Source organism: Psychrobacter sp. NPDC064578 (assembly GCF_044901245.1).
GTDB classification, from domain to species: Bacteria; Pseudomonadota; Gammaproteobacteria; order Pseudomonadales; family Moraxellaceae; genus Psychrobacter; species Psychrobacter cibarius_C.
The window spans coordinates 168,229-195,194 of record NZ_JBJDPI010000005.1 but is presented as its reverse complement, the minus strand read 5'-3'; the positions used below and the strand labels follow the sequence as shown (position 1 = coordinate 195,194).

The following is a 26,966-nucleotide window of genomic DNA, read 5'->3' as shown; positions in this document are numbered from 1 at the left end:
GCTTGTCATTTTAAGAATTATCAAAGCTTTTTATTCTAAACTTTGTCACTTTCATCACGGCGTAGACCATCCTGCCATTTAGGATCAGTAGCGGCAGGCTTGTCTATATCATCCTTCATATTTTCTGCATCTTCAGATATTTCAGAACGCTCTAGGTCGTCAGCATTATGTTGATTCAGACGATGGTTGTTACTCATGCGTTCACTTAAGTGTGACTCTGCGTCACGGTGGCGATGATCTAGTGCTTCCACCTCAGGCTCAGACTCATCAAAATCGGTCTGTGAACGTACCTCCTCAATGGTATCTTGCTCTTTGACCATTTCTACATCACCGTCACTCTCATAACCATGATTGGGGTTGGCATCGCCAGTTGGTTTGTCTGTACTGACGGGCGTACCCAAATCATTAGAGTCGACATCATTTTCAGCTGTCATGTTTGTCGCAATGCCATTTCTGGCTTGCGCGTCATTTTTTAATTGTGCATAGTCCGTTAATTGCTGTACGGCATTATCGAGGCTGTGTGGATTGGTGCGTTCTTGGGCATGCAATAAATTTTTATCGAACACATCGGTCAATAATGAGTCAAAGCGTATGGCGTTGTACTGAATAAGTACTTCTGCTTCTTCTTCAATAATATCGCCGTTTTGGCTGGCATATACCACATGATCCTCAAAAGTAAGCCCTTCAAAACTGTCCTTGTGTTCAGCCTTTTTAAACCTCTGCCATAATGGCTCGATGCTCAGTAGCGTTTGATAAGCGTGTTCCATACGTCCAGTGACATCATCGGCTTCAGTATTATAATAGACCATGGTTTTGAGGTAATCACGGAATGGGTTGGCTTCAAAGTCATCCATAAAAGCATCGCCCAGCTTGCGTTTGAGCTCATCGCTTGGCGGCGTAAAGATAGAGCCGCTGGGGAAAGTCACAAAACTGACCAAACTGGCCGCCATACGATTAGGGAAGTTTGCAAAAAAGGCTTCAAAAGCTTCTTGAATGGTATATAAGCTATTTTGTAAGGCAACCTCAGCATGCAAGCGTTCGGACGCTGATTTAGTACCATGCTCATAAAACTGCAAAATAGCAGTGCTAATGAATAAATGGCTATGAATATCAGCTAAGCGTCCAGACAGCATCTCTTTACGTTTTAAGTCACCAGCGAGCAACCCTAACGCCATATCAGCCGTTAAGGCAAAGCTTGCGCTCAGGCGGTTGATGTGTTTGTAGTAGGGACGAGTAAAGCTGTCCGCAAAGCTTGGTGAATGATTACTGCCACCGACATAACCTGCGACAAATGCCTTTGCGCCGCGATTAAAGGTATAACCCAAGTGTTTAAAAAACAGTGTGTCGAACTGTTTGAGTGCACCTTCTTTATCTTCGCTTTGCAGCAATTGCAGCTCATCAAAGAGATAAGGATGGCAACGCATCGCGCCTTGACCAAATATCATGAGTGAACGCGTCAAGATATTTGCGCCTTCAACCGTGATAGATACTGGAATTGCCTGATAAGGGGTGGCCAAAAAGTTACGTGGACCCATCTGTACCGCGCGACCACCAACCACATCCATACCGTCATTGACCACACTGCGCATGGTTTCAGTCGCATAGTATTTTGCCATTGCCGTCATCACTGATGGTGTGCCGCCTTGGTTCAGACCGCAGGTGACGAGGTGACGAAATGCCTCTAGCATATAAGTGTTACTGGCCATGCGGCTGGTAGCGTCTTGGACGCCTTCAAACTTGCCAACAGAGATTTTAAACTGTTCGCGTACTTTGGCAAAAGCACCGACAGACAGATACGTCATTTCACTGGCTGAGGTTGATAAAGCAGGTAAAGAGATGCCGCGACCAACGCCCAGGCACTCCATCAGCATACGCCAACCGCGACCTGCATTTTCGACGCCGCCGATGATGTAATCTAGTGGAATAAAGACGTCTTTACCATCGACTGTACCATTCATAAATGGCGAGCCAATTGGATTATGGCGTGGTCCTGTGATGACACCTTCATGGCTGGCAGGCACAAGCGCACAAGTGATACCGTAATCGGTCTTATCAGGATTGCCAAGCAAACCTTCAGGATCGTGCATCTTGAATGCTAACCCCACGACCGTGGCGATAGGTGCGAGGGTAATCCAGCGCTTAGAAAAGTTCATACGCAAACCGAGCACTTGCTCGCCCTCATGCGCACCATAACAAACCACTCCTGTATCTGGAATCGCACCAGCATCGGAGCCCGCTTCAGGACCAGTGAGACCAAAGCAAGGTACCTCGTCGCCTTTGGCAAGACCGGGTAGCCAGCGCTGTTTTTGTTCGTCCGTACCATAATGCATCAACAGCTCACCAGGGCCGAGCGAGTTTGGCACCATACAGGTAACCGCAGCGGTCGGCGAGCGCGAAGCGATTTTACTCATGATACGGCTTTGTGCATAAGAGCTAAAATCTAAACCGCCAAACTCTTTTGGAATGATTAAGCCTAAAAATCCATTGGCTTTGATAAATTGCCACGCTTCAGGCGACAGCTCTTTGTCTTCATGCTGAATTTTCCATTCATCAAGCATGGCGCATAGTACTTCTACTTCATTATCAATAAAGCTTTGCTCTTCTGCCGACAGCTCTGGATAGGGATATTGAGCAAAAGTGTCCCAGTCGGGATTGCCCATAAACAGCTCTTTTTCCCACCAGCTGGTACCCGCATCGAGTGCTTCGCGCTCGGTATCGCTCATGCTCGGCATTGCCCCGCCCAAAGTCTTGTAAACAGGTCTGGTAATCAGTGACTGACGAATAGGGGCGACGAGCAAAACGATGCAAAGTAAAGCAATTGGTATGCCCAAAATGAGCGACCAAGGACTGATAAAGGCAGTGACAAGGACGGTAACTAGGGCAACGATACTGCCTGTGACTCGTGATAGGGACAATAAAAAGATGGCCAAAACCATGGCTAATTGAATAATGATTGCCAAAATAAATAAGCCAATTGCCATGACTGTCTCCTTTTATAACGCTAAACCAAAAGCGCGAAAAATGTGTGTGTATTAAAGTATTTGAATAAATCTTGTTGTTATTTTTGCTGATGTTTAAGGGTCTGGTGAACAAATTAAACCAATGAGCCGTTATGGATTTTGTAGCATATTTTATAATCAATTTTAATTTGTTGAGCATTTTACAAAAGTGGCTTTGATAACTGTCTAACCAGTGACAGACAAATAAAAGACAAATTTAGCTATCAATATGAAACAGTTGCCGATAACTATCAATAGCTAAAATGCTACGCTGTGTCGATTATATGTATCAAGATTTTCTCATATAGGCAAAAATAACAGTCGTAATCAGTTATCCAAAGGGCGCTAAGCCGCTTTCTGCATAAGATAGTGTCTCATTGCGTCCAACAATGATGTGGTCTACCAAGGATAAATCGATTAAATCGCAGGCTTTCTTTAGCTCGTAAGTTAATAAGTTGTCTGCCGTTGAAGGGGTCGCATCGGTATGCGGATGATTGTGTGCGACGATGAGTTGGCTGGCGGCGTGACTCAAGGCATGACGCAGAACGTGTTTGATACAGACGGAGCAAGAGGAGATGCCGCCAGTAAACAGTATCTCAAAATTAATGAGATTTAACGCATTGTCTAAGCAAAGTACCGCAAAGACTTCGCGATGCTCCCCGCGCAGCTGAGTACTGATATAGTCTTTGACCATTTGCGAGCGCCCAAGTGCGTGACCAGTTTTAAGCTGACTGTCCAAATAACGCGTGCCCATCTCAAGTGAGGCCAATATCTGCGCGTATTTGGCAGGACCAATACCATGACAAGCCAGTACAGTCTCTTGCGGCGCTGCCAATAATTCTGCCAAGCTACCAAATTGCTCGATCAAATGACGCGCCAACTCGATAGCTGACTGTGACTGGGTGCCTGTGCGCAGAAATATCGCTAATATCTCGGCATCAGATAAATGAGCTGCGCCAAATTTCAGTAGTTTTTCACGTGGTCTATCATCTTCATGCCAGTCTTTAATTGCCATTATCACTCCTTGAGAATGGATTGCTGCCAGATATATTGAGTAAATACGGAAATTCTTACCCAACTTATCTCATAATTGTTACTATAAGCGCAATTTTATCTTTCAACTTTTTATTGATGCCATGCTTATGTCCAATATTGTGCTTGCTATCACTGGCGGTATCGCCGCCTATAAATCTGCTATCTTTGCCCGCCTATTAATCAAGGCAGGCTTCGATGTGCGTGTCATTATGACCACAGGCGCACAAGCTTTTATTACGCCACTGACCCTGCAAGCTTTGACTGGTAATGAGGTACATATCTCATTACTCGATGAAAAAGCAGAAGCGGGGATGGGGCATATCGAATTGGCGAAATGGGCGGACTTAATCATCATTGCCCCAGCCTCTGCCAATACGCTGGCTCGTCTCGCGATGGGCATGGCTGATGATTTATTGACAACCGTATGCCTTGCAACGGCGGCACCAGTCATCATTGCGCCAGCCATGAATCAGCAGATGTGGGCGCACCCTGCGGTCAATCTCAATGTCCAAACCCTGCGTGATATGAATTATCAAATTATTGCGCCTGCTAGTGGTGAGCAAGCCTGCGGTGATGTGGGAGCAGGGCGTTTGCCTGAACCAGAGCAGCTATTGGCAGAAGTGTTATTATTTAACGCGATGCAAACCACGCCGCAATTATTGGCAGGTAAACGAGTGGTAATTACTGCAGGACCGACGGTAGAAGCTATCGATCCGGTGCGTTACTTATCCAATCACTCTACTGGCAAGATGGGATTTGCATTAGCACGTGCGTGCGTGGCTGCTGGTGCAGACGTTATCTTGATTGCGGGCGGCAAAGTGGCACTGCCGACTCCGCTGAATGTCACACGTATTGATGTGTTGTCGGCTAAAGAGATGCTGATAGTAGCTCAGCAGTGCGTAGATGGTACGCACAGTGCGCTACAGTATGTGCCTGAAGATGAGCACGACCATTCTCACGATCACGAACACGATCATAGCCATCAACATGAACATCATGGCGAGTGTGATTGCGGCGATGATCATAGCCATAGTCATAACCACAGCCATGAGATTGATGATAAGGAGCATGCTCATAGCGAGAATCAAAATGTAATGGCGGATATCTTTATTGCCACGGCGGCTGTCGCTGATTATCGTACTGAAGAAGCTGCCCCGCAAAAAATTAAAAAAACCCAAGATGCGATGACGCTGAGTTTGGTCAAAAACCCTGATATCTTGGCGACGATTTCGCTTGCGCATCCAGCGCTGTTTGTCGTCGGTTTTGCGGCAGAAACGCAAGATATCGAGCGCTATGCTCGTGGCAAACTGGTGTCTAAAGATTTAGATTTGATCGCTTGTAATGATGTTTCCCGAGCAGATATTGGTTTTGCCAGCGATGATAATGCCATGCAGGTATTTTTCTCAGAGCGTTATGAGCACGATAGCGTCACACTTGAGAAGGCGAGCAAAGATAAGATTGCCGAGCAGTTGGTTGGCATCATTGGTGAGACAATATGGCAACGCCACAATGGTCACAATGCCTAGTTATGTCACTATTAATCTAGATATTAGGTCTTAATGTTTATGGCTAATATGATGGATAGCGATAGCACCCAGACGTTGTTATTGATGGTAATCTTTGCGCTGGCATCGTTGCTACACGGTATTAGTGGGTTAGGTGTGACGTTGGTGACGACCACTGCGCTTGCTAGTATCTACCCGTTACCACATGCTATTGTGTTGGTCATTTTTCCGTCATTATTGCTTAATGCCATGACTTGGCTCGCGGGTGGCGGGCGCACAATCTGGCAAAATTTCATCTATTACGGCACGCGCTATTGGTTACTGGCATTGACCAGCTTACTTGGTAGCATTCTAGGCGCAAAGCTCTTACTATGGATCGATAGCGCCTATATTTTATTATTATTGGCAGCGGTTATTGGTTTTTACGTCATAAGCAGCTTGCTTGGTAAGCAACTCCGTCTACCTGCTACCAAGCCTGTGTTAATCATCGTTGGCTTTAGTGCAGGGGTGATTGGTGGCTCGACCAATGCCATGTCGACCATATTGATGATGTATCTACTGTCTGCCAGCGATGATAAAAACACCATCGCTAAAGTCGGAAATATGTGCTATTTTCTGGGTAAAATTGCTCAAATAATTGTATTACGCGAGCCTATTATGGCGCTCAGCAGTGGTGAATGGCAGCTGATTACTCTGCTTAGTGTACTATCGATTGCTGCGCTTTTAGTTGGCATCCGCTTGCGTCGCTATTTGCCCCAAGCGCGCTTTCGTCAGCTTATTTTATTGATACTTACCGTGCTTGGTATTCGTGTCGGCTGGCAGGGAGTTATGGCATTTTTATAAGATAGCTCGCGAGGCAGCTGGCTGTTTAGATGCTATTTTATGCGCGCGTTATTTTGTTATTTCATTAAAAAATATCTGTTGCGCCAAACGAAAGGTATTACAGTGCGCCTCAACCACATCGTCGATATCTTCTGAATAGCCACCACCCATCACGATAGCGATAGGAATTTTAGCGGCTTTTGCTTGGCGTAACACATATTCATCACGCGCTTTACAACCCTCTATCGTCAGCCCTAACTTTCCTAATTTATCAGTTGCCAGCACATCGACGGCGGATTGATAGAAAATCATATCGGGCGCAACGTCGCTAATCAAACGTGGTAATGTCGCCTCTAGTGACTGCAAATACTCCGCATCGCCAGTATCATTGTCTAGCTCAATATCCAAATCTGATACTTGCTTTCGAAATGGATAGTTCTTTGCGCCATGCATACTAAAGACAAATACGCGCGGCTCACCTGCCATAATACTGGCATTGCCATTGCCCTGATGGACGTCTAAATCGACCACTAAAATCTTTTGCGCCTGTCCACGATTTAATAATAAATTACTCGCGATACAAACATCATTAAACACGCAAAACCCTTCGCCATGATCAGCAAACGCATGATGCGTGCCACCTGCGACATTCATCGCCGCGCCATATTGCTGCGCATATAATGCACATTCATAAGTGGCATGAGCAATATAACGCCCACGTTCTACCAGCTCTGGTGTCATTTCAAAGCCAATGGCTCGCGCTTCCTTTCGTGGTAATGTCTGAGTTTTCAGCTGATACCAGTAGTCCGCAGTATGCGTGGTCAAAATCTCATCTTCGCTTAAACGTGCAGGGGCAAAAAAATTATCGGTATTGATAGTGCCTTCAGCCAATAGCCGCTCGGGAATCATGGTGTATTTTTGCATGGGAAAGCGGTGTTTTTCCGGCACGGAATATCGAAAAATATCAGAGTAAGCAATTTTTAGCATAGTGTTAGAGGATGTCTTTTTTGAAAAGTATTTTAAGGATAAATAGGTTTAAGCGCTTTGAAAGTAAGGTACTGATGAGACATTGTAAAAGCTACGGATAGCTATGATAGTCAGTTCATTACTGCACAAATTGCGTTGGCAAAAAGAAGGTTCTAGAATCTGATTGTTGACGTAGCTCGGTCAGCAATGTCGGTAAGTCTTCCGCAGGGTTTTGATTATCGATCAAATCACTAAATATCTCATTCGCGACCGTGGTCATCGCGATGACACTTTGTAATAAATGCTCGATAACATCATTACCGATGCCTACCGCTTCGACATCGATAGCGTGTTTGTAGCGTATTTCGCCATCATTGACATCCATTTCTAGATTGCCGATTAGCAAGTCATAATTTATTTGAGTAATCAGTAGCATCGCCGCGCTTTGATGACTCTCTGGTATCAAAAATGGCAAAATTCCATAGACGGCCAGCAGCTTGTTGTTTTCTTGCACGCGAAACAAATAGCCGCAATCGAGACTTTTATTGCGCATTCTAAGCGATAAGTGATGCGATTGCTGACGGTCATTGTTTTTGTTGCCACTGCTTTTGGGTCGATAGTGAGTATAGTGCCATTGCTTATCATTAAAGTACTGTTTCAGAAAATCGATAATGGGCGTGTCGCTAGCTTCGTGTTGACTGGCACTCGAGTTAAAGGCGTCAGTTTCTGAGTATTCGCTTGTGTTTTTGACATCAGATTCAGAATCGATTTTGGTATCATCATGAGCGTCACTAGTATCCTCATCATCTGTATCACTACTATATATGTCATGAGGCTCTGTTTGCGTCATATCAATTCCAACTTCATCAGCCTGTGCTGCTGAACCAGTCAGTAACTGTTTGAGTTTTTGCCACAAGCTGAGTGTGTTACGTTGACTCATAAGTATGGTGCTGTCAAATAAATGAATGAGATGGAAAATTGAGACAAATGCATCAAGACAGTAAATGACTAGGCATTAAATGCTAAGCCTTTTTTGATATTCGGTTGCTCATAAAACGCTTGTAACATTTCACGAGTATGTGCTGTCAACCACTCGCTTTCAATGGCATCGTGCACCACAGGTAATAGCGCTGTATTCAATTGAGTCATGGCTTGCTCATCAATATGAAGACTCGAAACTACCGTCGCAATAGTATCTAACTGATGATTACCATACCAAGTATCGATGCTCGCTGCCACAAGGCTGTGTAAGTAAGGTGACTGGCGCAGGCGGTTATAGCTTTGCTGAATGCTGGCTTCGATATGATCGATACTGCTGTTGTCAGGCTCATCACGCAGATAAGTCTGTAGATGACTGACAGGCTGGTCTTTGATTCTCGCCCAACCAGTGATTAATAATCGCGCGACTTCGTCATTTGATAAATGCTCTTGCGCATTGGCTTCTGCGCGGCGTGCTAAATCTTTAATATTACGATGCAAATACGCCTGCAGTTTTTCGTCAAGGTTCCTATTGGTCGCTTTTTCAAAAGAGCTGCGCCCAAATTTCATCAGTTTACCAGCAGCGCCTGCTTTATCCAGCGTGGTTTCCATAAAGTCATTAATGGCATGATATAGCGTTTGGGTTAGCAAATCGGCAAAAGTCTCGTTGCCGACCAGTGTATGAATCAAGATATTGCGTTGCTGCTCATGGCTACCCACATAATTGGCAAGGGTCTGAACTTGAGTGTCATCCACCAGCTCAGACAACGGCACGTTATCATTGACTGGATGATAAATAATCGTATGCAAGATATCGCGAATATCTTTACGTATCACATCAGTCATCGGTTGATTGAGTAGCCAGTCATTAATCAGCTGTTGCAAATCATCGGCACTGACATATTTATTTAATGGCTGTGCAGCAAACCATTGCCATGCCTGCATAGACAGCGGTTCAGCTTGAATGCGTAGCCATTGCTGCATAAACGCAACTTGTGCCTCGATTAAGCCATCTATGGTTAGCGCTGGCGTATCTAGATTTTGGTGATCTTTTGAAGTCTGCATAGGTTTTGAGGTCATAATAATCGACAATTTGTTATACTGTGTGGGTGGGGTAAGCATAAAGTATTATGCCATGAACGTCATCTGTGTTTGTGATGAATATTGACTGCTGCTTAATAAATAATGAGAGGTTTTGATGACAGCTCTGAATACCGCCTTACTTGCGCTTGATGAGCTGACCGTTCAGCGCGGCGAAACCCCTCTATGTGAAGGGGTAGTACTCAATCTGGCAGCTGGTAGCATTTGCCATTTAATTGGTGCCAACGGTACTGGTAAGACGACTTTACTGATGCAGCTGGCTGGGTTATTGCCAGTGTTAAGCGGTGAGGTTTATTATCAAGGAACAGCAATTTTACCTATTCAGCCTTTGTATGTGTCGCACCAATTGGGTATACATCCAAATCTAACGGTCGCACAAAATCTGACTTTTCTGCTGAATTTATATGGGATTAGCCCAAGCGTTACTGATATTGATGACGCCTTGGCTTGGGTCGGATTACAAGGCTTTGAGACGATTAGCTCAAGCCATTTATCTGCTGGGCAAACCCGCCGCATTACCCTTGCAAGATTATATTTATTGACCCCTGAGGTGACACCATTATGGCTACTCGATGAGCCTTTTACTGCCCTTGATGTCGATATGGTAGCGCGAATGGAAGACAGATTGCGCGATTTTGCCCATGAAGGTGGCGCTATATTAATGACCAGTCATCAGGCCGTTGGTGTTGCCAATCAAGTGCTCGATTTGTCCGATTATATGGTTTGAATACTAGTTTGCATACTCTCAGTATAAGTGTCCCAAGCATCCGTAGAAGAGCAAATAAATGATAGAAATAGACGGTCCAGTACAAACAGTGAATAAAAGCTCAAATACTGACTTAGCTGCGGTGCGCGGTATCAGCTTTATACAGTTATGGCGGCGCGAGTGGCAAGTCAAACAACAGGGTGCCGTGCAGTGGCTTTATCCGCTAGTGCTGTTTTTGGTCATTATCACCTTATTTCCGCTAGCAGTGGGTAGCGAGCCAGCGCTATTGCAACGCCTTGGCGTATCGGCGGTGTGGATTGCCGCTTTGTTGTCACTGGTCATGGGTGTTGACGGTTTGTTCAAGCCTGCCCTTGATAATGGCACGCTGGCACAATTGGTCGTTGCCAAAGCGTCATTGCCCTTATGGGTGTTGATTCGTTTGGTTATCCATTGGATTTTTAGTAGTGGTATTGTGGCAGCGCTTAGTTTACTTGCCGTGCCTTTGTTTCAGCTTAGTTGGTTTGAGGCGTGGATATTGATGGCTTCTATTGTGACGGGCAGTCCGATGTTGTTGATGCTGTCAGCGGTCGCGAGTAGTTTGACGCTGTCATTAAAGAATGGTGCGGTGCTAGTGCCTTTGATTGCTTTGCCGATGCAGTTACCAGTGTTAATTTTTGCCACAGGAGCGGTTGATTTATTTGCCACTGGTCTCAATGGTTTACCGATACTGGCTTTATTACTAGCAGGCAGTATTATCTCGGTTTTGGTGATGCCATGGGTGATTGCCATGACGTTAAAAATGGCGTGGCTGAATTAGAAACGACATAAGTTATGTACAACTCTCTGTATTGAGAGTTTGTAATAAAAACCCCTATAAAAAACCTTTGTATTAACAGCATGTTGAAAACTGGCAATTTTGCTATAATAGTCAGTTAACTAAGCAAACAATCACTTGTAGATTTTATCCAGTGTTTAACGCCGGCAGGTTAACAGGTAGTCGCGCCCATGATGCGCTATATCGGTTACAACCAATACGCTGTGCCAATAGGTTTATTCCCATGCCCAACTTGAATAACGTCTCATCTCCTAGCTTGTGGCAGCGCATCTGGCAAGGCTTTTTGACCACTGTGGGTACCAAGCAGTTTTTTCGCATTTTTTCGCCTTGGGTCAAGTGGCTGGCGATATTAGCCAGTATTTGCCTGTTGATCGGTAGTGTCTGGGGTCTCGCTTTTGCGCCGCCTGATTATCTGCAGGGTAATAGCTACCGCATTATCTTTATTCACGTACCCGCTGCCAGTATCGCTATTTCCATCTATTTTGCCTTAGCAGTGCTCGGGGTCATTTTTTTGGTTTGGAAAATAAAAACAGCTAGCTTAGTGGCGCAGGCGCTTGCTCCGCTAGGATTCTTGCTCTGTGTGATTAGCTTAATCACGGGCTCTATTTGGGCGAAACCCACTTGGGGTACTTACTGGGTTTGGGATGCACGTTTGACCTCTATGCTCATTTTGGCATTTCTGTATGCGGGCGTGATGGCGTTATTTGCCGCGTTTGAGCATACTGCCAATCGTGGTAAAGCCGCCGCCATTTTGTCTATTGTTGGCGCAGTAAATCTACCCATTATCAAGTATTCAGTACAGTGGTGGAACACCTTACATCAAGGCTCGACCTTTACTTTGACCGCCGCGCCCAAGATGTCAGCAGATATGTGGATGCCATTATTACTGATGATTATTGGTAGTTATTTATTAGTGGCAACATTAGCGATTTATCGTACCAATACCCTTATCTTGTATCGTGATCAAGGCAAAGCATGGGTCAAAGAATACATTCGCGGGCAAGCTAAATGACGATAATGACTGTCGCCAAAAAAAATCACGGCTAGGAAAATATTATGCAGCCTTACTTTTATAGCGTATCTGAATTTCTTGCCATGGGTAAGCATGGCGTGTTCGTTTGGTCGTGCTGGGCAATTACCGTTGGCATGATGCTGGCGTTTGTTATTTATAGTCGGAGACAACGACAGGCTTTAATCAAACAGTTGACCATTCAGCAAGCGCGGCAAGCACAGCGCACTGCTAAAACAACCATGCCTGTCACCAAGCAGCCTAATTAGCTAGTAGGTTCGTCCTATCTAGCGTTAGCCGTTAATTTTTAGCCACTCAATCTGCAACTTAGCACCTGATAAAGAGGTGACTGCCACAGAGGTTATAGGGCTTATTGATTTGTCCGAAAAATGCTACCATATAGCCATTAGAAGAGTACGATTAGAAAGACATTTTTAGAACGTTTTTCTAATGGTAGTTTCTTCAAATTTTTCTGTTTTATATATTTGTATGGCATTGACTATAGTTTATAAAACAGTGACTCATTAATGAGGTAGTGGTATGAACGCAGTTCGTCGCAAAAAACTGATGTGGGTTATGTTTACGCTTGCAGGAGCGGCGATAGCCGTAGTATTGGTTCTTTATGCCATTGGGCAACAGACCGATTACTACTTTGATGCTACCGCGATTGCACAAGGTGAAGCACCACAAGATAAGCGTATTCGAGCAGGCGGTATGGTCGTTGCGGGTAGTGTCCAGCGCGCAGAAGACAATCCACTAAACGTTGAGTTTGCCATTACTGACTTTCAATCGACAGTACCAGTGACTTATCAAGGTATTTTGCCAGATTTATTTGCTGAAAACTCAGGTGTCGTAGCGACAGGTAAGATGCAGGGTGATACTTTTGTCGCTGGAGAAGTCTTGGCGAAGCATGATGAAAACTACATGCCGCCAGAAGTGGCCAAATCGATGAAAGAAAACAACCGTAGCGGTGTAGTGCCTCCTTCTGAGCAATATAATCCTGCTGAAAAGGTGCACGAGACTGATACCTTACAGCAGTAATTATATAGTCCGTATCATAGTAAAAGAGCCGCTAATAATATATTAGCGGCTCTTTTTTTACATGAATTTTAGTGCTAATAAGTTTCGATAATTTCTTATAAGAACTTAGTCGTCCCATTCAGGCGAGTAATCTGGATGCTTAATTTTGCGCCCACCAGCACGCGCTAAGCTGCTGATTTTCTCAATATCATCCGCACTTAATTGTACTTTTATAGCGTCTAAGTTGCCTTGCAAATGATCAGGGTTAGACGTTTTCGGAATAGCGATACGATGCTTGTCTGAAAGAATCCAAGCCAATGATATCTGTGCTGGCGTGACATTATGTTTGTCAGCGATTTCTTTAATAATCTCATTATCGAATACATCCCCGCGTGCAAGTGGTGAATAAGCTTCGAGTAGAATGTGGTGATTGTTCAAAAAAGTCTGCAAGGTTTTTTGCTTGATGAACGGATGAAACTCAACCTGATTGACCACAATCGGTACATCAGCATATTTCTCAGCTTCAATGATATTGGCAATATTAAAGTTAGAGACCCCGATATGGCGCGTCAAACTTTGTTTTTGTAGTTCGCACAAGGCAGGAATGGTTTCAGATAAAGGAACACGGTCATCCGGCCAGTGCAATAGTAGCAAATCAACATAATCAGTATCTAAATCTGCTAAAGAGCGTTTAGCGGCTGCAATCAATTTCTCAGGCTCAAACTTCATATCATCAGGAAAAATCTTTGTGGTCAAAAAGAATTTATCCCGAGATACCCCTGATTGTTTGATACCTTGACCAACTTCTTTTTCATTGCCATAAGCTTGAGCGGTATCGATGTGCTCGTAACCCATTTTCAACGCTTGGCTGACGACATCAACACAATCTTGACCGGTCGATTGCCATGTACCAAGCCCTAGTACAGGAATATTTGCTTGTCCAGCGGTACGAATATTATAAGTTTTAGCACGCATCTTATTATCCTTGTTATTTATGTATTTATTGATAGAGTATCGAATCATCAATACTCTGATCACCTTCTCTATTTGACCTACCCACTATAGAAAAAATTGGCAGCAAGTAAAAGGGCACGTGACGCTTTCCTACAAAGGACAAACAGGCTGTAACGTCATTTTTAGTAACTGATAGATAGACAGCAGCGAGCGGTTAAAAAATAAAAATCGTAAAATCGAGTCCATAAAAAACGCCCATCACTATCTAGCAATGGGCGTTTACAATCGGGACGAAGACGATATTTAAGTGTTTTGGATTTAAGTGTTTTTGGCTTAAGAGCTTATTGAGCAGCAGCTTCTACAGGGGCAGGTTTTGTTGCGGTATCCGTGTGCGCACTGTGATCAGAGCCCCAGATTTTTGGGTACTTATAGCCTGGGAAAGTTTCATGAGCATACTTTTTAAAGGCTTCTGAGTTATATGCATTGGTCACATCTTCGACCCATTTTTTGCCAGCATCTGCTGATTTGATGGCTGACCAGTTGACATAAGCAAAGCTAGGCTCTTGAAATAGCGCTTCAGTCAGCTTGATACCAGCATCCGTGGCATAGTTGCCATTGATGACGGCAAAGTCGACTTCATCACGAGCACGTGGCAATTGAGCGGCTTCTAACTCAATGATTTCAATGTCGTATTTGCTGTTATCAGCGATGTCAGTTTTTGATGCCGTTAGCGGATCAATATTGTCTTTTAGCGTGATCCAGCCAAGATCATCCATCATCACCAGCGCACGAGCAAAGTTACTTGGATCATTTGGTGCAGAGACTCTCATGCCTCTATAAACATCATCAAGCGTGGTCTTTTTACCTGAGTAAATGCCAAGTGGGGCAGTAGGTACTTGGAAAACTTCTACCAGATCAAGATTGTTTTCTTTTTTGAAGGTATCAAGATAAGGCTTATGCTGGAAGATGTTGATGTCCAAATCACCTTCAGCCAAGGCAAGGTTTGGGCGTACATAGTCAGTAAAAGCAATCAGCTCAACTTCGTAACCTTGCGCTTCCAGTGAGCTTTTCACTTGGTTACGCACCATATCAGCGAAGTCACCTTCGGTGGTACCGATGACGATTTTGGTATGCTCAGGATCGATATCGCTAGCGGCAGTCTCTGCTGTTGAGCCTTCAGTAACAGGCTCTTTAGTTGCTTCTGGTGCTGATGAGTTGTTGCAACCAACCAAGACTAGGCTTGATACGCCAACGGCAGCAAATGCAGTCGCTAACTGACGGCTGATATCTGTTAATTTCATGGAGCTTCCTTAATAAGAGGGATGGGATGGAGGGCAAACGCTGGCCATTAAAAAAGCAACATTAGGGATAGTAATGCTGCTAAGTTAACGACTGTTAAGTTAGTATCAAAATTAAAGGGTCTCAGTAACAAAGTCAAGCATTTTGCTTAGGATGAATCGGCATTAAACCCTGAGTATTATTCATATTAGCGTTAACTGGCTTTGTCTAAGTCTTTTTTCTATCGTTTATCCAAACGGTTAGCCAACCAATTACCTGATGCTTGAATGGATACAACCATTATTGATAGGACAATAACGATAAAAATCATTACCTCCGTTTGATAACGATAGTAGCCATAACGAATGGCTAAATCCCCCAGACCACCGCCGCCAATCATACCCGCCGCTGCTGAATAAGAGAGCAGGCTGATACAGAGAATCGTCACGGACAATACCAGTCCTGAGCGTGCTTCATTGAGTAAAACTTTAATAATGGTCAGTGGACGTGCGCCCATAGATTCGGTCGCCTCAATGATGCCGCGTGGCACTTCGCGTAAGTTTTGCTCGACCAAACGGGCAAAATAAAACGAACCTGCAATGGCGAGTACCAATGAGGCCGCAATCGGTCCAATACCTGTGCCAACGATAGCTTTCGTAAATGGGCTCATGGCAATCATCAAAATGACAAATGGAAAGGCGCGCATAAAGTTGGTGATGCCACCAAGCAGACCATACAATGTTTTGTTTTGCAAAAACTGTCGATCACTGGATAAAAACAAAAATACGCCAAACAACCCACCGATGACAATGGCCACCGTCGTTGAGATGCCAAGCATAATAAATGTATCAATAAACGCGTTCACAATCTCTTTGCGCAGGGCAAACAGCTTGTCTATCGAGGCGGATAATTCACTACCAGTTAACATATTTATTTCTCCTGCCTCATTAGTCTTCGTGCACTAAGCCTTTGCCAATCGGGGTGGTCGCTTGAATCAGACCGTCTCTCACATCTGCAACTTCCAAGAGTTGACCTTGATGCAGTAATGCGGCGCGATCACACAGCCTACGGATGACACTCATCTCATGAGTCACAATCACAATGGTGACGCCAAGTTGTTCGTTGATATCGCGTAGACAAGTCAACAAGCTGCGGGTCGTCGCAGGATCAAGCGCACTCGTTGGCTCATCAGCCAATAATACTTTAGGACTGGGGGCAATCGCTCGGGCAATACCGACACGCTGTTTTTGTCCGCCTGACAGCTGAGCAGGGTAGTGACCAGCGCGGTCTGTTAGATCAACAATCTCTAGGCAATCCATCACTCGTTTATGAATGTCGCGGCTCGGATATCCTGAAACAGTTAAATTAAAGGCCACGTTGTCAAAAACAGTACGATTGGACATCAGATTAAATTGCTGAAAAATCATACCAATATTATGCCGGGCGATACGCAATTCACTGGCAGACAATGTGGTCAAGTCGGTGCCATCGACGATGACTTGACCAGCATCTGGACGCTCAAGCATATTGATTAGGCGTAGCAAAGTAGACTTACCGGCACCCGAGTATCCCATTAGGCCGAAGATTTCGCCTTGCTGGACAGATAACGAGGTCGGTTCAACGGCAGTAAACCAATGTGGTTTGCCATCTTTGTCTTTGATTGATCGGTCGCTTAAAAAACTCTTGGTCACATTGTTTAAGACAATCATGTCATTCATGGAGGGCTCAAAATTCAATAATTTTTTTAATAGTCACAAACGCGCTGTCGGGCCTCTTTAACAATGTAAGAAGCCAATTAAGAAACAACCGTTAATAACCCTATAATAAGGGGCGCTAATATAGCATATTATCGAGCACTTTGGATATGAACATCCGTGACAGGCTTATGATTAATAGCTATTAGTAAGAGGGGTTTTATAGAATGTGAGTCGCGACGATCGAGTAGAATGAAGTGTCTGTTCATAGCACCTTATATAGTCATTCCACTATAAAAGTATTACGGCGTTAACCTCGCTTGAAGTATTAAATATACATCTACACTCGGTTGCCTTGTACTACTTTTAAATTGACTCGACTATAGCATCGCTGACTAGGTCGTGTCTTCATTTTAAAAATGGTGATAAACATGAGATAAATTGCCGTCAAACAAGGAAAGTAGCGCAAATAATATCGAGATATTGATACGCTATTTGACGATGTTTGGCAAAATTTAGCCATTTTTACCCATTCTAGTCATGCTGGTGATAATGTGGGTCGTGCTTGACTGGTATGACAACTAAAAACCTGGTATGTCCATTCAACGTATCAGTAATGATGCGCCCTTGATGGGCGGTAACGATTTGTGATACTAGCGATAAGCCTAGTCCAGAACCTTTATTTTTTTGTTGCAACCGCACAAATGGACTAAATACTTCTTCACGTTTGTCTTCTGGAATACCCGTGCCTTCATCAATCACTGCTAATACTGCATATTTCGGTAATGGGCGTACAGGATCGGTCTTGGCTTTTTTTAGATGCTTGGCAAACAAGCCTTCTTTGCGCGGTGTACTGAGTACTTCTGTAGGATTTTGAGTGTTATTTTGAGCATCACCCTTGTCGCGTGTATTGCCCCCTTTATTTGTTATGGCGCCTTTGGATTTGGCAGCTGTATCATTCAAGGCAGTACTCTTAGCGTCATTGATAACTGCAGACGGCTCTTCAGTGTCAGGAACTGCTTTCCAAACCACCTTTTTAATTTTGTCAGTCAAATCATTGGTAAAGTTATGATAATTAGCAATCAATGAGGATGCGCTGGTGCTTCCAACGGTATCGTTACTGTTGACTGAGTTTGCCGAAGTACTTGCGTCAGTTTGAACACTATTCGCATCAGTAGATTCTGTTGTCGCACAGGTCTCAATAGAGTCAATGTCTCCGTTGATATTATTAATATCAGCCTTATCTATTTTAGTCTCTATATTTACATTGGTATCGGTATCAATATCGGAATTGAGATCATGCTCAACCGCAATATTTTCTCCGTTTCTATATATCGGTGGTGCTGGCAACACGATAATAGCATCCGTTGCTTCAGATTTAACTTTACCAGTACTATGAGAAGAATCGTTTGAGTGTGTATGACTATGCGCAATATGATTATGCGTATTGTCTTCATTAACCTCGATTGGTTCGTGATAGGAGTCAAAATCAGAGCTATTATAATCAGCAAAGCTACTGCAGAGTATCGTTTGTAGCAGGTAATCAGGTATGGTATCTGCTTCATCAATAGTTTGCACACCATACAATAGTACCGTCACGGGTGGCTTGCCGTGTAGCATGGCATTGGTTAACAAGTTACGAATCAAATGAGTCAACATCGATGATTGGCCATCGATCACAATATGTTCACCAATGAGCGTCGCTTCAGGATAATGTTGCCGCTCTTGATTCACCAGATCGTATAAATCTAAACTTTCAACTTGCTGCAAGGCATGACCGGCGTCTAAACGACTCACCAGTAAGATACTCTCTACCAAATCATTGAGCCCTGACAAATCGCGGTTAATCGCTTGCGCACGTTTATCAAACTTTGCTTTGGTATCAGATGGTAGCGCCCCTGCGAGCATATCCATCATCTCAATCTGTAAGCGAATACGAGTAATGGGGGTACGTAGTTCATGAGAAGCATGTGCTAAGAGCAGGTTATTGGCATCGATAAGGTGTTCGATTTTTTGTGCTGCTTGGTTAAATCCACGCGCTAGTGAGGCGATCTCATCGTTACCACGAGCATTCACCCGTACGGTAAAATCACCATCACCCAGTTGCGCCATCTGCTGGCTCATCTGATTGATGCGCCAAGTGATGGTACGAGCAATCCACCATAGGACACCTGCCATAATAAGTAACAGTAGTAGTGTGCCAGTAAATAAATTCAGCGCAGAAGAGAGTACTGGTTTTTTAGGCGGTAAGCGTGATTCATACAAAAGTGTATAGCCGGTGCTGCTATAAACCTGAGCTTGCTTGGTAGGGGAGGTATCTGCGAGAGAGGGAAAAACGCGTGAAAATAAAGAGGGCGGTGCGGGCAACTCCAACGGCAAATCGCTGTTATCCGTTTGCATTAGCAATCGACCTTCGCTGTCATATAAGCCCATCTTTGCCTGTAATGACTCATCAAAGATATCAAAGCTCTTTTTGACCACTGCTAGCATAAAGCGCGCTTGCAAGCGATTGTCCTCGCTAACAGAGATATTCAGCTCATGCAAGAAGGGGTCTATTTGTCCTAAAATCTGAGTGGCCAATACTTCTGATCGAATACTTGCATCTTTATCGTGCACAAGTTGCGTCAACAGCACCATCGCCACTGCAAATAAAATAAGTGCCAGCATGACACTGGCAAATAATTTGGCAAATACCGAACGAAATCCCAACTGCTGCATTAAACCATCTCTACTATCAGCCGTTTATATCCACTCATACTTCTAATTTGCATAAACAATCCAAAAGTATGGTTTGTATCGATTAATTTGCCGCTTTTGCGATCAAACTTGATCAGTGGCAAATTGATAACCAACACCGCGTACGGTAATAATACGTTTTGGCTGGCGTGGGTTGTCTTCAATTAAAGCACGCAAGCGCGAGATATGAACATCAATGGCGCGATCGATATTATCTGAGCTGTCATCATTAGGCATGGCTTGCCACAGTTGCTCGCGATTCAATACTTTACCAGAATGGGTGGCAAAGTAATGCAATAATTGAAACTGATGCGTCGTTAAACGAACAGGCTCATCGTCGATGGTCACTTCATGGCTATCAGGAAAGACACTCAAACGACCAAAGGTCAAGCTGTCAGACTGGCTATCTGCTTGATTGGGCTGCTCATGACGGCGAATAACAGCACGGATTCGAGCGAGAAGCTCGCGTGGCTCAAAAGGCTTAGATATATAATCGTCAGCACCCATCTCAAGACCTAGCACGCGATCGGTGGTATCACCTTTCGCTGTCAACATGATAATGGGCACTTTATTGGTCATGTTGTTTTTATTGCCGCGAATTTTTTGACAAACTTGCATACCATCCATATCAGGTAGCATTAAGTCAAGCACGACCAAATCAATGTCACGCTCTTTGGCATCCAATAAATCAAGCCCTTCTTGACCAAGTCCTGCATGATGGACGTCATAATAATTCATGGTCAGGTAATCGCTGATTAACTCAGCTAGATCAGGATCATCTTCGATTAATAAAATCTGCTTGCTCATGGGTTATCCTCTAGTTGTTGTTATGGTTGGCCAAACGTTTCATCTGTTTTGATATTTTGTATCACGATAAATACATCGCTGATTTTAGGATCTTAAACATTTAAACGATTAAGCCTCTAGGTTCTCAAACTTTCTAAGATTTCTCAAACTTTCAAGATATTGAGTCATTTAATACCAATGATTCAGAATACTCGCTTAATGCTATATATCGTACGGCCATATTGCCTAATTAAGCAGTTACAAAACAAGAGAGGCTTTGTTAATGTTTCTACACAATGTAACTGTCGGCATGCATAGCTATGAGACATTGACTTTTTTACCTTTAGCATCATCCGGTAAATCAGCCAAACAAATCAAACTGTCGTTGCTAATACCAGCAATTAAATACTGCTTTGTGATAGGGTCATATTCGACTACTTCAATAGGCTGGCGTGTCAGGCGCTGATCTTGTCCAATAATCCACACGTTAGCAGTTAACGGTGACAGAGGCTTATATGGTGACGTTTGCAATTCTGTCAAGTCAACATCGTGCAACGCGCGCTTAGGTACGATGGTGCCCACATCTATTTGACCATAATTAACCCGCCCCGTGACTTTCATATCTGGCAATAACTTGTCTCGACTTGCTTCATTGTCAATGACGTTAACATAGACCAACAGCTTTTTCGGCTGGCTGGTCGCGGTCAGTTTACTGACTTGTCCTGTGAACTGTTCCGACATACCTTCAGCTGTAAAATTGACAGTCTGACCAACCGAAAGTTGCGGTTCTGCTTGGATAGGTAGGGTCGCGATAAAGTGTAATTTAGTTTCATCGCTAAGCTGTAATAAAGGCGTGCGCGCCTCTAGTCTTTGACCTGCTTTGGCATATAAGTTTTTTACACGGCCAGAAAAGCTGGCACGCACAGTGACCAAATTATACTGATTCTGCTGCGGTTTTAAGCTCGCCGTGCTATTAGCGCTGGTTTGGTCATTGTTTTTAAGGTTGCCGACTGCGTTTTTAGGAGTGCCCACTGTGGCGTTTGCTGCTGCCTCTTCTTTGTTAGCAATTGGGTCGTTTTTAGTGGTTGTTGCGCTATTTTCTGCTGTAGGCTGATTGGGTTTTGAGCTAGCGTCTGTTTTTTGTGAGTGTGTTTGCTTTACATCAACCGCATCGTTCGTCATCTCAGAATCTGGGGCAACGCTGTTCGATTCTGAAGATTGTTCCTTAGCTGGGTTGGATGCATCTGCTGTTTTGCTTTCTGATTGCACGCGTCGAACAATAAGCAGCGGCATATCTTTTTCTACCCATTGACCCTCAGTAACCAGTATTTCTTCGACGTTAATGGGGTATGCAGCGATAAGCTTAGTCTGTTTGATAGGTTCGATCTTACCTTGTAAACCAAGACTGGGCTGATAACGTGAAGGTTTTATGCTCAATATATGATCTGGCGTCATGGTCACACTATCATCAGTAATGACAATAGGGGTATCTACAGTCTCACTGTTTTCTGCAGTCACAGGCTCATTGGTAGGCGGTGATGGCTGACAGGCAGCAAGAAGAAAAACACTCAGTAGATAGGTGCTATTTTTTAAAAATTTAGAAGCCGTCATAGCAGTCACCATAGTAGTCATCGTTTTATTATATAGTGAATTGCAACTGGGTGAAATAAGTGCAGAAAACTTAATAAACAGCTGGCAATAAGGCTATTAAATCCAGTCATTAGCTAAGGTAGGAGTGACAGCAAGTTTGAACAAATTTTTATATTACTGACCAGTTCGAATATTGGCTCACTCATAACTGGAAATTAGTCGATAACTGTGCTAAAACAAACATAACAAAATACAATGATACATTTTTATCACAAAAGAAAATTATTCAGCAATGTGCCAAGTGTTTCTATATAATGCAGAAATATCATAAGGTTGATGGTTATTCTACTTCGGGCTTACCTCTTTTATCGTCAAGGTCATCAGTAATAAAAGGTACTTTACCTTGTTTTAGACCAAATACGGTTGCAGTGGACGATAATAAAAGCAAAATAAGTCGTCTAGAAAGCCATAGATTTGGCGCAATTTAGTAAGCTTATTAATTAGAAAGTGCGTATAGTAGCCCATGTTGACGCTCTGTTTGACAGGCAGATACTGGCAGATGATATGTCGACTGTCATAACATATGGTAATGCAAATTTAGCGTCTCATATCAGTCCAATAATGAATGATATGACAAGTTGAAATAACCGTTAAATTTTTGCATTGATGGATGGTATTAAGAATAAATAGTCGTTTATAGGACACTGATAATGGAAAATAATTTTGATGGTTTAAAAGTAATGGTGATTGATGATTCAAAAACCATTCGCCGTACCGCAGAGACTTTATTACAAAAAGCGGGTTGCGAAGTTGTGACCGCCATTGATGGTTTTGATGCTTTAGCAAAAATTGTCGATAACAATCCAGATATTATTTTTGTCGACATCATGATGCCGCGTTTGGATGGCTATCAGACTTGTGCGCTAATAAAAAACAACCCTGATTATGCCAGCAAACCTGTGATTATGTTGTCGTCTAAAGATGGCTTATTTGACAAAGCGCGTGGTCGTATTGTGGGTTCAGATGAGTATCTGACCAAGCCATTTAGTAAAGATGAGCTGTTCGAGGCAATTAATCAGTACCGCTAATATAAATAAGTCCACTTGTAGACATATCATTAAATATTGTCTTACAAGTTGGTATGATTTATGCATTGCTATGCTTTATATAGAATCAGATAAATTAGGCTAGGCATTACGGTTAAGAGATTTAGTATTGATAAAATATTACTAATAACTGCTCAATATTTAATCGAAACTGTTAAGAGAGTTGCCCTGCCATTCATGGTTGGCGTGCTACTTTCAGTCGGATTGTCTCAATAATATAACAACATATCCTTATGGATACTTTCGAAAATAAAGGAAATTCCTATGACTACAGTTTTAGTCATTGACGACTCACCATCTGAGATGGCGAAATTTCGCGACATGCTTGCCAGACATAATTTTAAAGTATTAGAGGCGATAAATGGTGAGCAAGGTTGCCAGATGGCCATTGATCACTTACCAGATGTCATTTTAATGGACGTGGTTATGCCTGAGATGAACGGTTTTCAGGCCACTCGCAAAATTACTCGAGGTAAAACCACCGCGCATATTCCAGTGATTATGATCAGTACCAAAAATCAGGAAACCGATCGAGTTTGGGGAAAACGCCAAGGCGCTAAAGAGTATATGGCAAAGCCCGTTGACGAAAATGGATTGGTTAATATCATTCGTAAAGTAATGGAGTAGATTGTGGCTTCCAGAGGGTTTATTGAGCTTCTGCGTTTAGCAGACTTGGCACGCGCGCGCAAAAGTGGTCGCCGCGGTGGACAAGAGTATGACTGGCAAGGTGTGGTATTCGAGATTGGCGGACAGCGGTTAGTTGCACCGATGGGTCAAGTATCAGAAGTATTGGCCATGCCAGAGTATACCAGCTTGCCTCTAGTGAAGCCTTGGATGCTAGGCATCGCCAATATCCGCGGACGCCTATTGCCAATCACTGATTTGTCTCAGTTTTTACAGGTTCCTAGTCGTTTAACGCAAATGAGCCAACGCAAAGTCATTGTCATTGAACATGACAATCTCTTTTCAGGACTGTTAGTGGATCAAGTTATTGGGATTGAACAATTTACGCATGATCAATACCGTGCCGAAGCTATAGAGCCTAATTCGCCCTTTGCTCCTTATAATCACGGTAAGTTCTTTAAAAATGAGCAAGATTGGTATGTTTTTATGCCAAGCCTGCTCGCACAAGACCTGCAGTATACCGATGCTGCAATATAGCAGTCGATAACAGCTATCTGGCTGCTATAACGATGACGAAATAATAGCGAATGACATGATACGGTTGGGTGTCAGTATTCATACAGGCTTTGCTAATCACTGTTGTTTTTATAACAATAAGATTGTCAAAGTCAGTCACGATGAGACTTTGATGATTGTTTGAAAGGAATACGTACGATGAGTGATGTTATAAAGAAACCTGTAGCTGGTACGAACAATACAACAGATGGCAAGGACGCTAATAGCAAGTGGAAGTTATTGTTAGGGTTTTTTGTGCTAATCAGTGTGGCCTGCCTGATTTGGCTAGTCAATTCGTTATCGTCAGTAAGTCAGTACTTGGCTGATTTTAATCAATCCGTTACTTTACCAGCGATTATATTTGTCGTAGGGGTATTAGGCATCCTCTTTGCTCTGTATCAGTTACTGAAGCAGCGTGGGGGATCAGAGCGCCTACTCATTGAAAAAGAAACCTTGCGTCGTCGTCAGGAAGCAGAAGCGGAATCTGAGCGAGCGCGTCAAATTCAAGAAGAAAACGAACGTAACCAGATTGCTATTCTACGTTTACTTGATGAATTGGGTGATTTAGCAGAAGGTGATTTGACGGTTAATGCCACCGTATCAGAAGATTTTACTGGGGCAATTGCTGACTCAGTGAACTTTGCGATTGACCAATTACGTCAATTGGTTTTGGTTATTAACAACACGGCTGACCGCGTTTCGCAGTCTTCAGACCAAACACAGATGAATGCAGTCGAACTTGCTGAAGCATCTGAGCACCAAGCACAAGAAATTGCTGGTGTATCAGCGGCTATTAATGAGATGACAGTATCGATTGACCAAGTTTCGAACAACGCTTCAGAATCAGCGACTGTTGCTCAGCGCTCAGTAGCTATCTCTCATAATGGAGCGGAAGTTGTACAGCGCTCTATTGAAGGTATGAACGTGATTCGTGATCAGATTCAAGAGACCTCAAAACGTATCAAGCGTCTTGGTGAGTCTTCGCAAGAAATTGGTGATATCGTTGGTTTGATTAATGATATTGCTGACCAGACCAACGTTTTGGCATTGAATGCTGCTATTCAGGCATCGATGGCAGGTGAGGCCGGTCGAGGCTTTGCGGTCGTTGCTGATGAAGTCCAACGTCTTGCTGAGCGTTCAGCTAACGCTACCAAACAGATTGAAACCTTGGTAAAAACCATTCAGGCAGATACCAACGAAGCGGTTATGTCAATGGAATCGACGACCTCTGAAGTTGTGCGCGGTGCACGCTTGGCAAAAGATGCTGGTGAAGCCCTAGAAGAAGTGCAGAGCGTTTCTAATACCTTGGCTGACTTGATTCAAAACATCTCAAACGCCGCTTTGCAGCAGGCCGAATCTGCTGGTCACATCTCCCATACGATGAATATTATTCAAGATATTACCTCACAGACCTCTTCTGGCACAATGGCAACCGCGCGCTCTATTGGTGAGCTGAGCGAAATGGCTGCAGCATTGCAAGAGTCAGTCACTGGTTTTAAAGTATCAAACGATGATGAGCTACTAGAAAATGAGATGTTGGATACCGAAGAAGCGTTATCAGCAAATGTGTAATGACAAGTAGGTGTTAGACCACTGACCTTTTTTAAATTAATGTGTTAATAATATACTGTGCAGATACGATGATTTGCAGCAGTGACTATAGCAGGTGACGTGAATAATTTTACTCAACCAGACAGCAATTCTATCAAAGCAGTCAAACCCTCGTTGATTAAGGGTCTGCTGCAAACAGACAGTTTTGATGTGCAGCAGTGGCAGCGATATATAGAACAAGAGATTGGTTTCGTTCTACCCAATGTCCAGCTGCAATGGTTGATAAATGCAATTGAGCACACGGCATTATCACATGGATTGACAGTTGAAAAGCTGTGGTGTCAACTACCAAAGAATGATGAAATACGTCAGCAGTTATTGGATAAAGTACTGATTCACGAAAGTCGTTTTTTTCGCCATATGCCTTCTATCGATTTTGTCACAAAGTGTGCATTACAGCATCAGCGCCAGCAGCTTACTGCCACTAGTACTGATCGTGGTCACAACAATGATGCTAATGATTTATTTCGCATTTGGAGTGTTGGTTGTGCCAGTGGACAAGAAACATGGTCATTGGCGATGAGCTTGGCTTCTGAACAATTGATTAATTATACGATATTGGGTACTGATGTTAGCCAACAAGCCATTACAAAAGCACGACTAGGGCAGTATGATAAGCGGCAGCAGTCGTTAATTCCAGACCTGTGCCAGCAGTTCGTTCAGCCATGGCGAGCTAAGTGTGATATCAGTCAATCGCATTTTTATAAGGTGTCTACCGCAAAAAAGGCGATGACTGGCACTCAGACCGACTGGCAGATTGCGCCAATGTTACGACGCTATGTTAGCTTCGCTTTACACAATATTATTGAGCAAAAACCACCCACTTCGCACCTTCAGCATGTCATTATCTGTCAAAATATGCTGCTATATTTTCGCAAGTTTGATCAGCGTGATATTTTGGCAAGGCTATCAGAGCAGTGTGCGTTAGGTGGATATATTATATTGGCTCCAGGTGAGGCGTTGTTTTGGCGTCCTTCAAATATGCGCCGTATTGCGCACCCACAGGTTAATGTGTGGCAAAAAATTAATGTCTAGATTAGTGCCTAGACAAGCTAG

General features: G+C 43.5%; 23 protein-coding genes and 1 pseudogene. 12 read left to right on the top strand and 12 right to left on the bottom strand.

Translation table 11 applies throughout. From position 1 onward, the window contains the following. Positions 1-35: 35 nt before the first annotated feature. Positions 36-2,981, bottom strand: coding sequence for an acyl-CoA dehydrogenase (locus ACI2JM_RS07810; protein ID WP_404643360.1), 2,946 nt, complete (start codon positions 2,979-2,981; stop codon positions 36-38). Positions 2,982-3,330: 349 nt separating this feature from the next. After that, positions 3,331-4,014: a DNA repair protein RadC gene (radC, locus tag ACI2JM_RS07805; RefSeq protein ID WP_198330155.1), complete on the bottom strand. Its 684-nt coding sequence runs from the start codon at positions 4,012-4,014 to the stop codon at positions 3,331-3,333. A 127-nt stretch (positions 4,015-4,141) separates the two neighbouring features. Here radC and coaBC point away from each other — a divergent pair, with 127 nt between their 5' ends. Continuing rightward, positions 4,142-5,560 (top strand): bifunctional phosphopantothenoylcysteine decarboxylase/phosphopantothenate--cysteine ligase CoaBC, encoded by a 1,419-nt coding sequence (gene coaBC, locus ACI2JM_RS07800; RefSeq protein WP_404643357.1) that lies wholly within the window; start codon positions 4,142-4,144, stop codon positions 5,558-5,560. Positions 5,561-5,599: 39 nt separating this feature from the next. Continuing rightward, the gene (locus tag ACI2JM_RS07795) at positions 5,600-6,382 is read left to right on the top strand and encodes a TSUP family transporter (RefSeq protein ID WP_404643355.1); all 783 of its coding nucleotides are present in this window, start codon (positions 5,600-5,602) and stop codon (positions 6,380-6,382) included. Positions 6,383-6,430: 48 nt separating this feature from the next. On the opposite strand, the gene ACI2JM_RS07790 is transcribed toward ACI2JM_RS07795, so the two are convergent. The 3 genes from ACI2JM_RS07790 to ACI2JM_RS07780 form a co-directional block, all read right to left on the bottom strand. Further along, a complete protein-coding gene (locus tag ACI2JM_RS07790; RefSeq protein WP_404643353.1) occupies positions 6,431-7,348 on the bottom strand; it encodes a histone deacetylase in 918 nt (305 codons plus the stop codon). Between the two features lie 118 nt (positions 7,349-7,466). Then, positions 7,467-8,267: a YbjN domain-containing protein gene (locus tag ACI2JM_RS07785; RefSeq protein ID WP_055124781.1), complete on the bottom strand. Its 801-nt coding sequence runs from the start codon at positions 8,265-8,267 to the stop codon at positions 7,467-7,469. Positions 8,268-8,335: 68 nt separating this feature from the next. Next, entirely contained in the window at positions 8,336-9,385 is a 1,050-nt protein-coding gene (locus ACI2JM_RS07780; RefSeq protein ID WP_404643351.1) for a hypothetical protein, read from the bottom strand. A gap of 118 nt (positions 9,386-9,503) precedes the next feature. On the opposite strand from ACI2JM_RS07780, the gene ccmA reads away from it, so the two are divergent. From ccmA to ccmE, 5 genes are all read left to right on the top strand, one after another. After that, entirely contained in the window at positions 9,504-10,133 is a 630-nt protein-coding gene (ccmA, locus tag ACI2JM_RS07775; protein WP_404643350.1) for a heme ABC exporter ATP-binding protein CcmA, read from the top strand. Between the two features lie 58 nt (positions 10,134-10,191). Next, on the top strand, positions 10,192-10,929 hold the full coding sequence (locus ACI2JM_RS07770; protein WP_404643348.1) for a heme exporter protein CcmB: 738 nt from the start codon (positions 10,192-10,194) through the stop codon (positions 10,927-10,929). Positions 10,930-11,170: 241 nt separating this feature from the next. Beyond that, a complete protein-coding gene (ccmC, locus tag ACI2JM_RS07765; RefSeq protein WP_060491821.1) occupies positions 11,171-11,959 on the top strand; it encodes a heme ABC transporter permease CcmC in 789 nt (262 codons plus the stop codon). Positions 11,960-12,003: 44 nt separating this feature from the next. Continuing rightward, positions 12,004-12,225 (top strand): heme exporter protein CcmD, encoded by a 222-nt coding sequence (gene ccmD, locus ACI2JM_RS07760; protein ID WP_045444018.1) that lies wholly within the window; start codon positions 12,004-12,006, stop codon positions 12,223-12,225. A gap of 271 nt (positions 12,226-12,496) precedes the next feature. Continuing rightward, entirely contained in the window at positions 12,497-12,997 is a 501-nt protein-coding gene (ccmE, locus tag ACI2JM_RS07755) for a cytochrome c maturation protein CcmE (protein ID WP_045453493.1), read from the top strand. A 105-nt stretch (positions 12,998-13,102) separates the two neighbouring features. On the opposite strand, the gene ACI2JM_RS07750 is transcribed toward ccmE, so the two are convergent. From ACI2JM_RS07750 to ACI2JM_RS07720, 7 genes are all read right to left on the bottom strand, one after another. Next, positions 13,103-13,951, bottom strand: coding sequence for an aldo/keto reductase (locus tag ACI2JM_RS07750; protein WP_404643345.1), 849 nt, complete (start codon positions 13,949-13,951; stop codon positions 13,103-13,105). Positions 13,952-14,271: 320 nt separating this feature from the next. Beyond that, the gene (locus ACI2JM_RS07745; RefSeq protein WP_404643343.1) at positions 14,272-15,231 is read right to left on the bottom strand and encodes a MetQ/NlpA family ABC transporter substrate-binding protein; all 960 of its coding nucleotides are present in this window, start codon (positions 15,229-15,231) and stop codon (positions 14,272-14,274) included. Between the two features lie 218 nt (positions 15,232-15,449). Next, entirely contained in the window at positions 15,450-16,136 is a 687-nt protein-coding gene (locus ACI2JM_RS07740) for a methionine ABC transporter permease (RefSeq protein WP_060491817.1), read from the bottom strand. Positions 16,137-16,155: 19 nt separating this feature from the next. Next, positions 16,156-16,926, bottom strand: a complete 771-nt coding sequence (locus tag ACI2JM_RS07735; RefSeq protein WP_055124775.1) for a methionine ABC transporter ATP-binding protein — start codon at positions 16,924-16,926, stop codon at positions 16,156-16,158. 510 nt (positions 16,927-17,436) lie between these two features. Then, positions 17,437-19,620, bottom strand: a complete 2,184-nt coding sequence (locus ACI2JM_RS07730) for an ATP-binding protein (protein WP_404643340.1) — start codon at positions 19,618-19,620, stop codon at positions 17,437-17,439. A gap of 102 nt (positions 19,621-19,722) precedes the next feature. Further along, the gene (locus ACI2JM_RS07725; RefSeq protein WP_045444030.1) at positions 19,723-20,445 is read right to left on the bottom strand and encodes a response regulator transcription factor; all 723 of its coding nucleotides are present in this window, start codon (positions 20,443-20,445) and stop codon (positions 19,723-19,725) included. A gap of 297 nt (positions 20,446-20,742) precedes the next feature. Next, positions 20,743-22,035 (bottom strand): efflux RND transporter periplasmic adaptor subunit, encoded by a 1,293-nt coding sequence (locus ACI2JM_RS07720; RefSeq protein ID WP_404643337.1) that lies wholly within the window; start codon positions 22,033-22,035, stop codon positions 20,743-20,745. A gap of 689 nt (positions 22,036-22,724) precedes the next feature. On the opposite strand from ACI2JM_RS07720, the gene pilG reads away from it, so the two are divergent. From pilG to ACI2JM_RS07695, 5 genes and pseudogenes are all read left to right on the top strand, one after another. Continuing rightward, positions 22,725-23,102 carry a twitching motility response regulator PilG gene (gene pilG / locus ACI2JM_RS07715; protein WP_045453505.1) on the top strand — a complete coding sequence of 126 codons (378 nt, stop codon included), beginning with the start codon at positions 22,725-22,727 and terminating at the stop codon, positions 23,100-23,102. A 282-nt stretch (positions 23,103-23,384) separates the two neighbouring features. Beyond that, positions 23,385-23,747 carry a PleD family two-component system response regulator gene (locus tag ACI2JM_RS07710; RefSeq protein WP_045444033.1) on the top strand — a complete coding sequence of 121 codons (363 nt, stop codon included), beginning with the start codon at positions 23,385-23,387 and terminating at the stop codon, positions 23,745-23,747. A 3-nt stretch (positions 23,748-23,750) separates the two neighbouring features. After that, positions 23,751-24,281: a chemotaxis protein CheW gene (locus ACI2JM_RS07705; protein ID WP_055124771.1), complete on the top strand. Its 531-nt coding sequence runs from the start codon at positions 23,751-23,753 to the stop codon at positions 24,279-24,281. A gap of 516 nt (positions 24,282-24,797) precedes the next feature. Beyond that, positions 24,798-25,871 (top strand): annotated as a pseudogene (locus ACI2JM_RS07700) (methyl-accepting chemotaxis protein); the annotation flags it as partial. A 99-nt stretch (positions 25,872-25,970) separates the two neighbouring features. Continuing rightward, entirely contained in the window at positions 25,971-26,945 is a 975-nt protein-coding gene (locus tag ACI2JM_RS07695; RefSeq protein ID WP_404643334.1) for a CheR family methyltransferase, read from the top strand. The last annotated feature ends 21 nt before the right edge of the window (positions 26,946-26,966 follow it).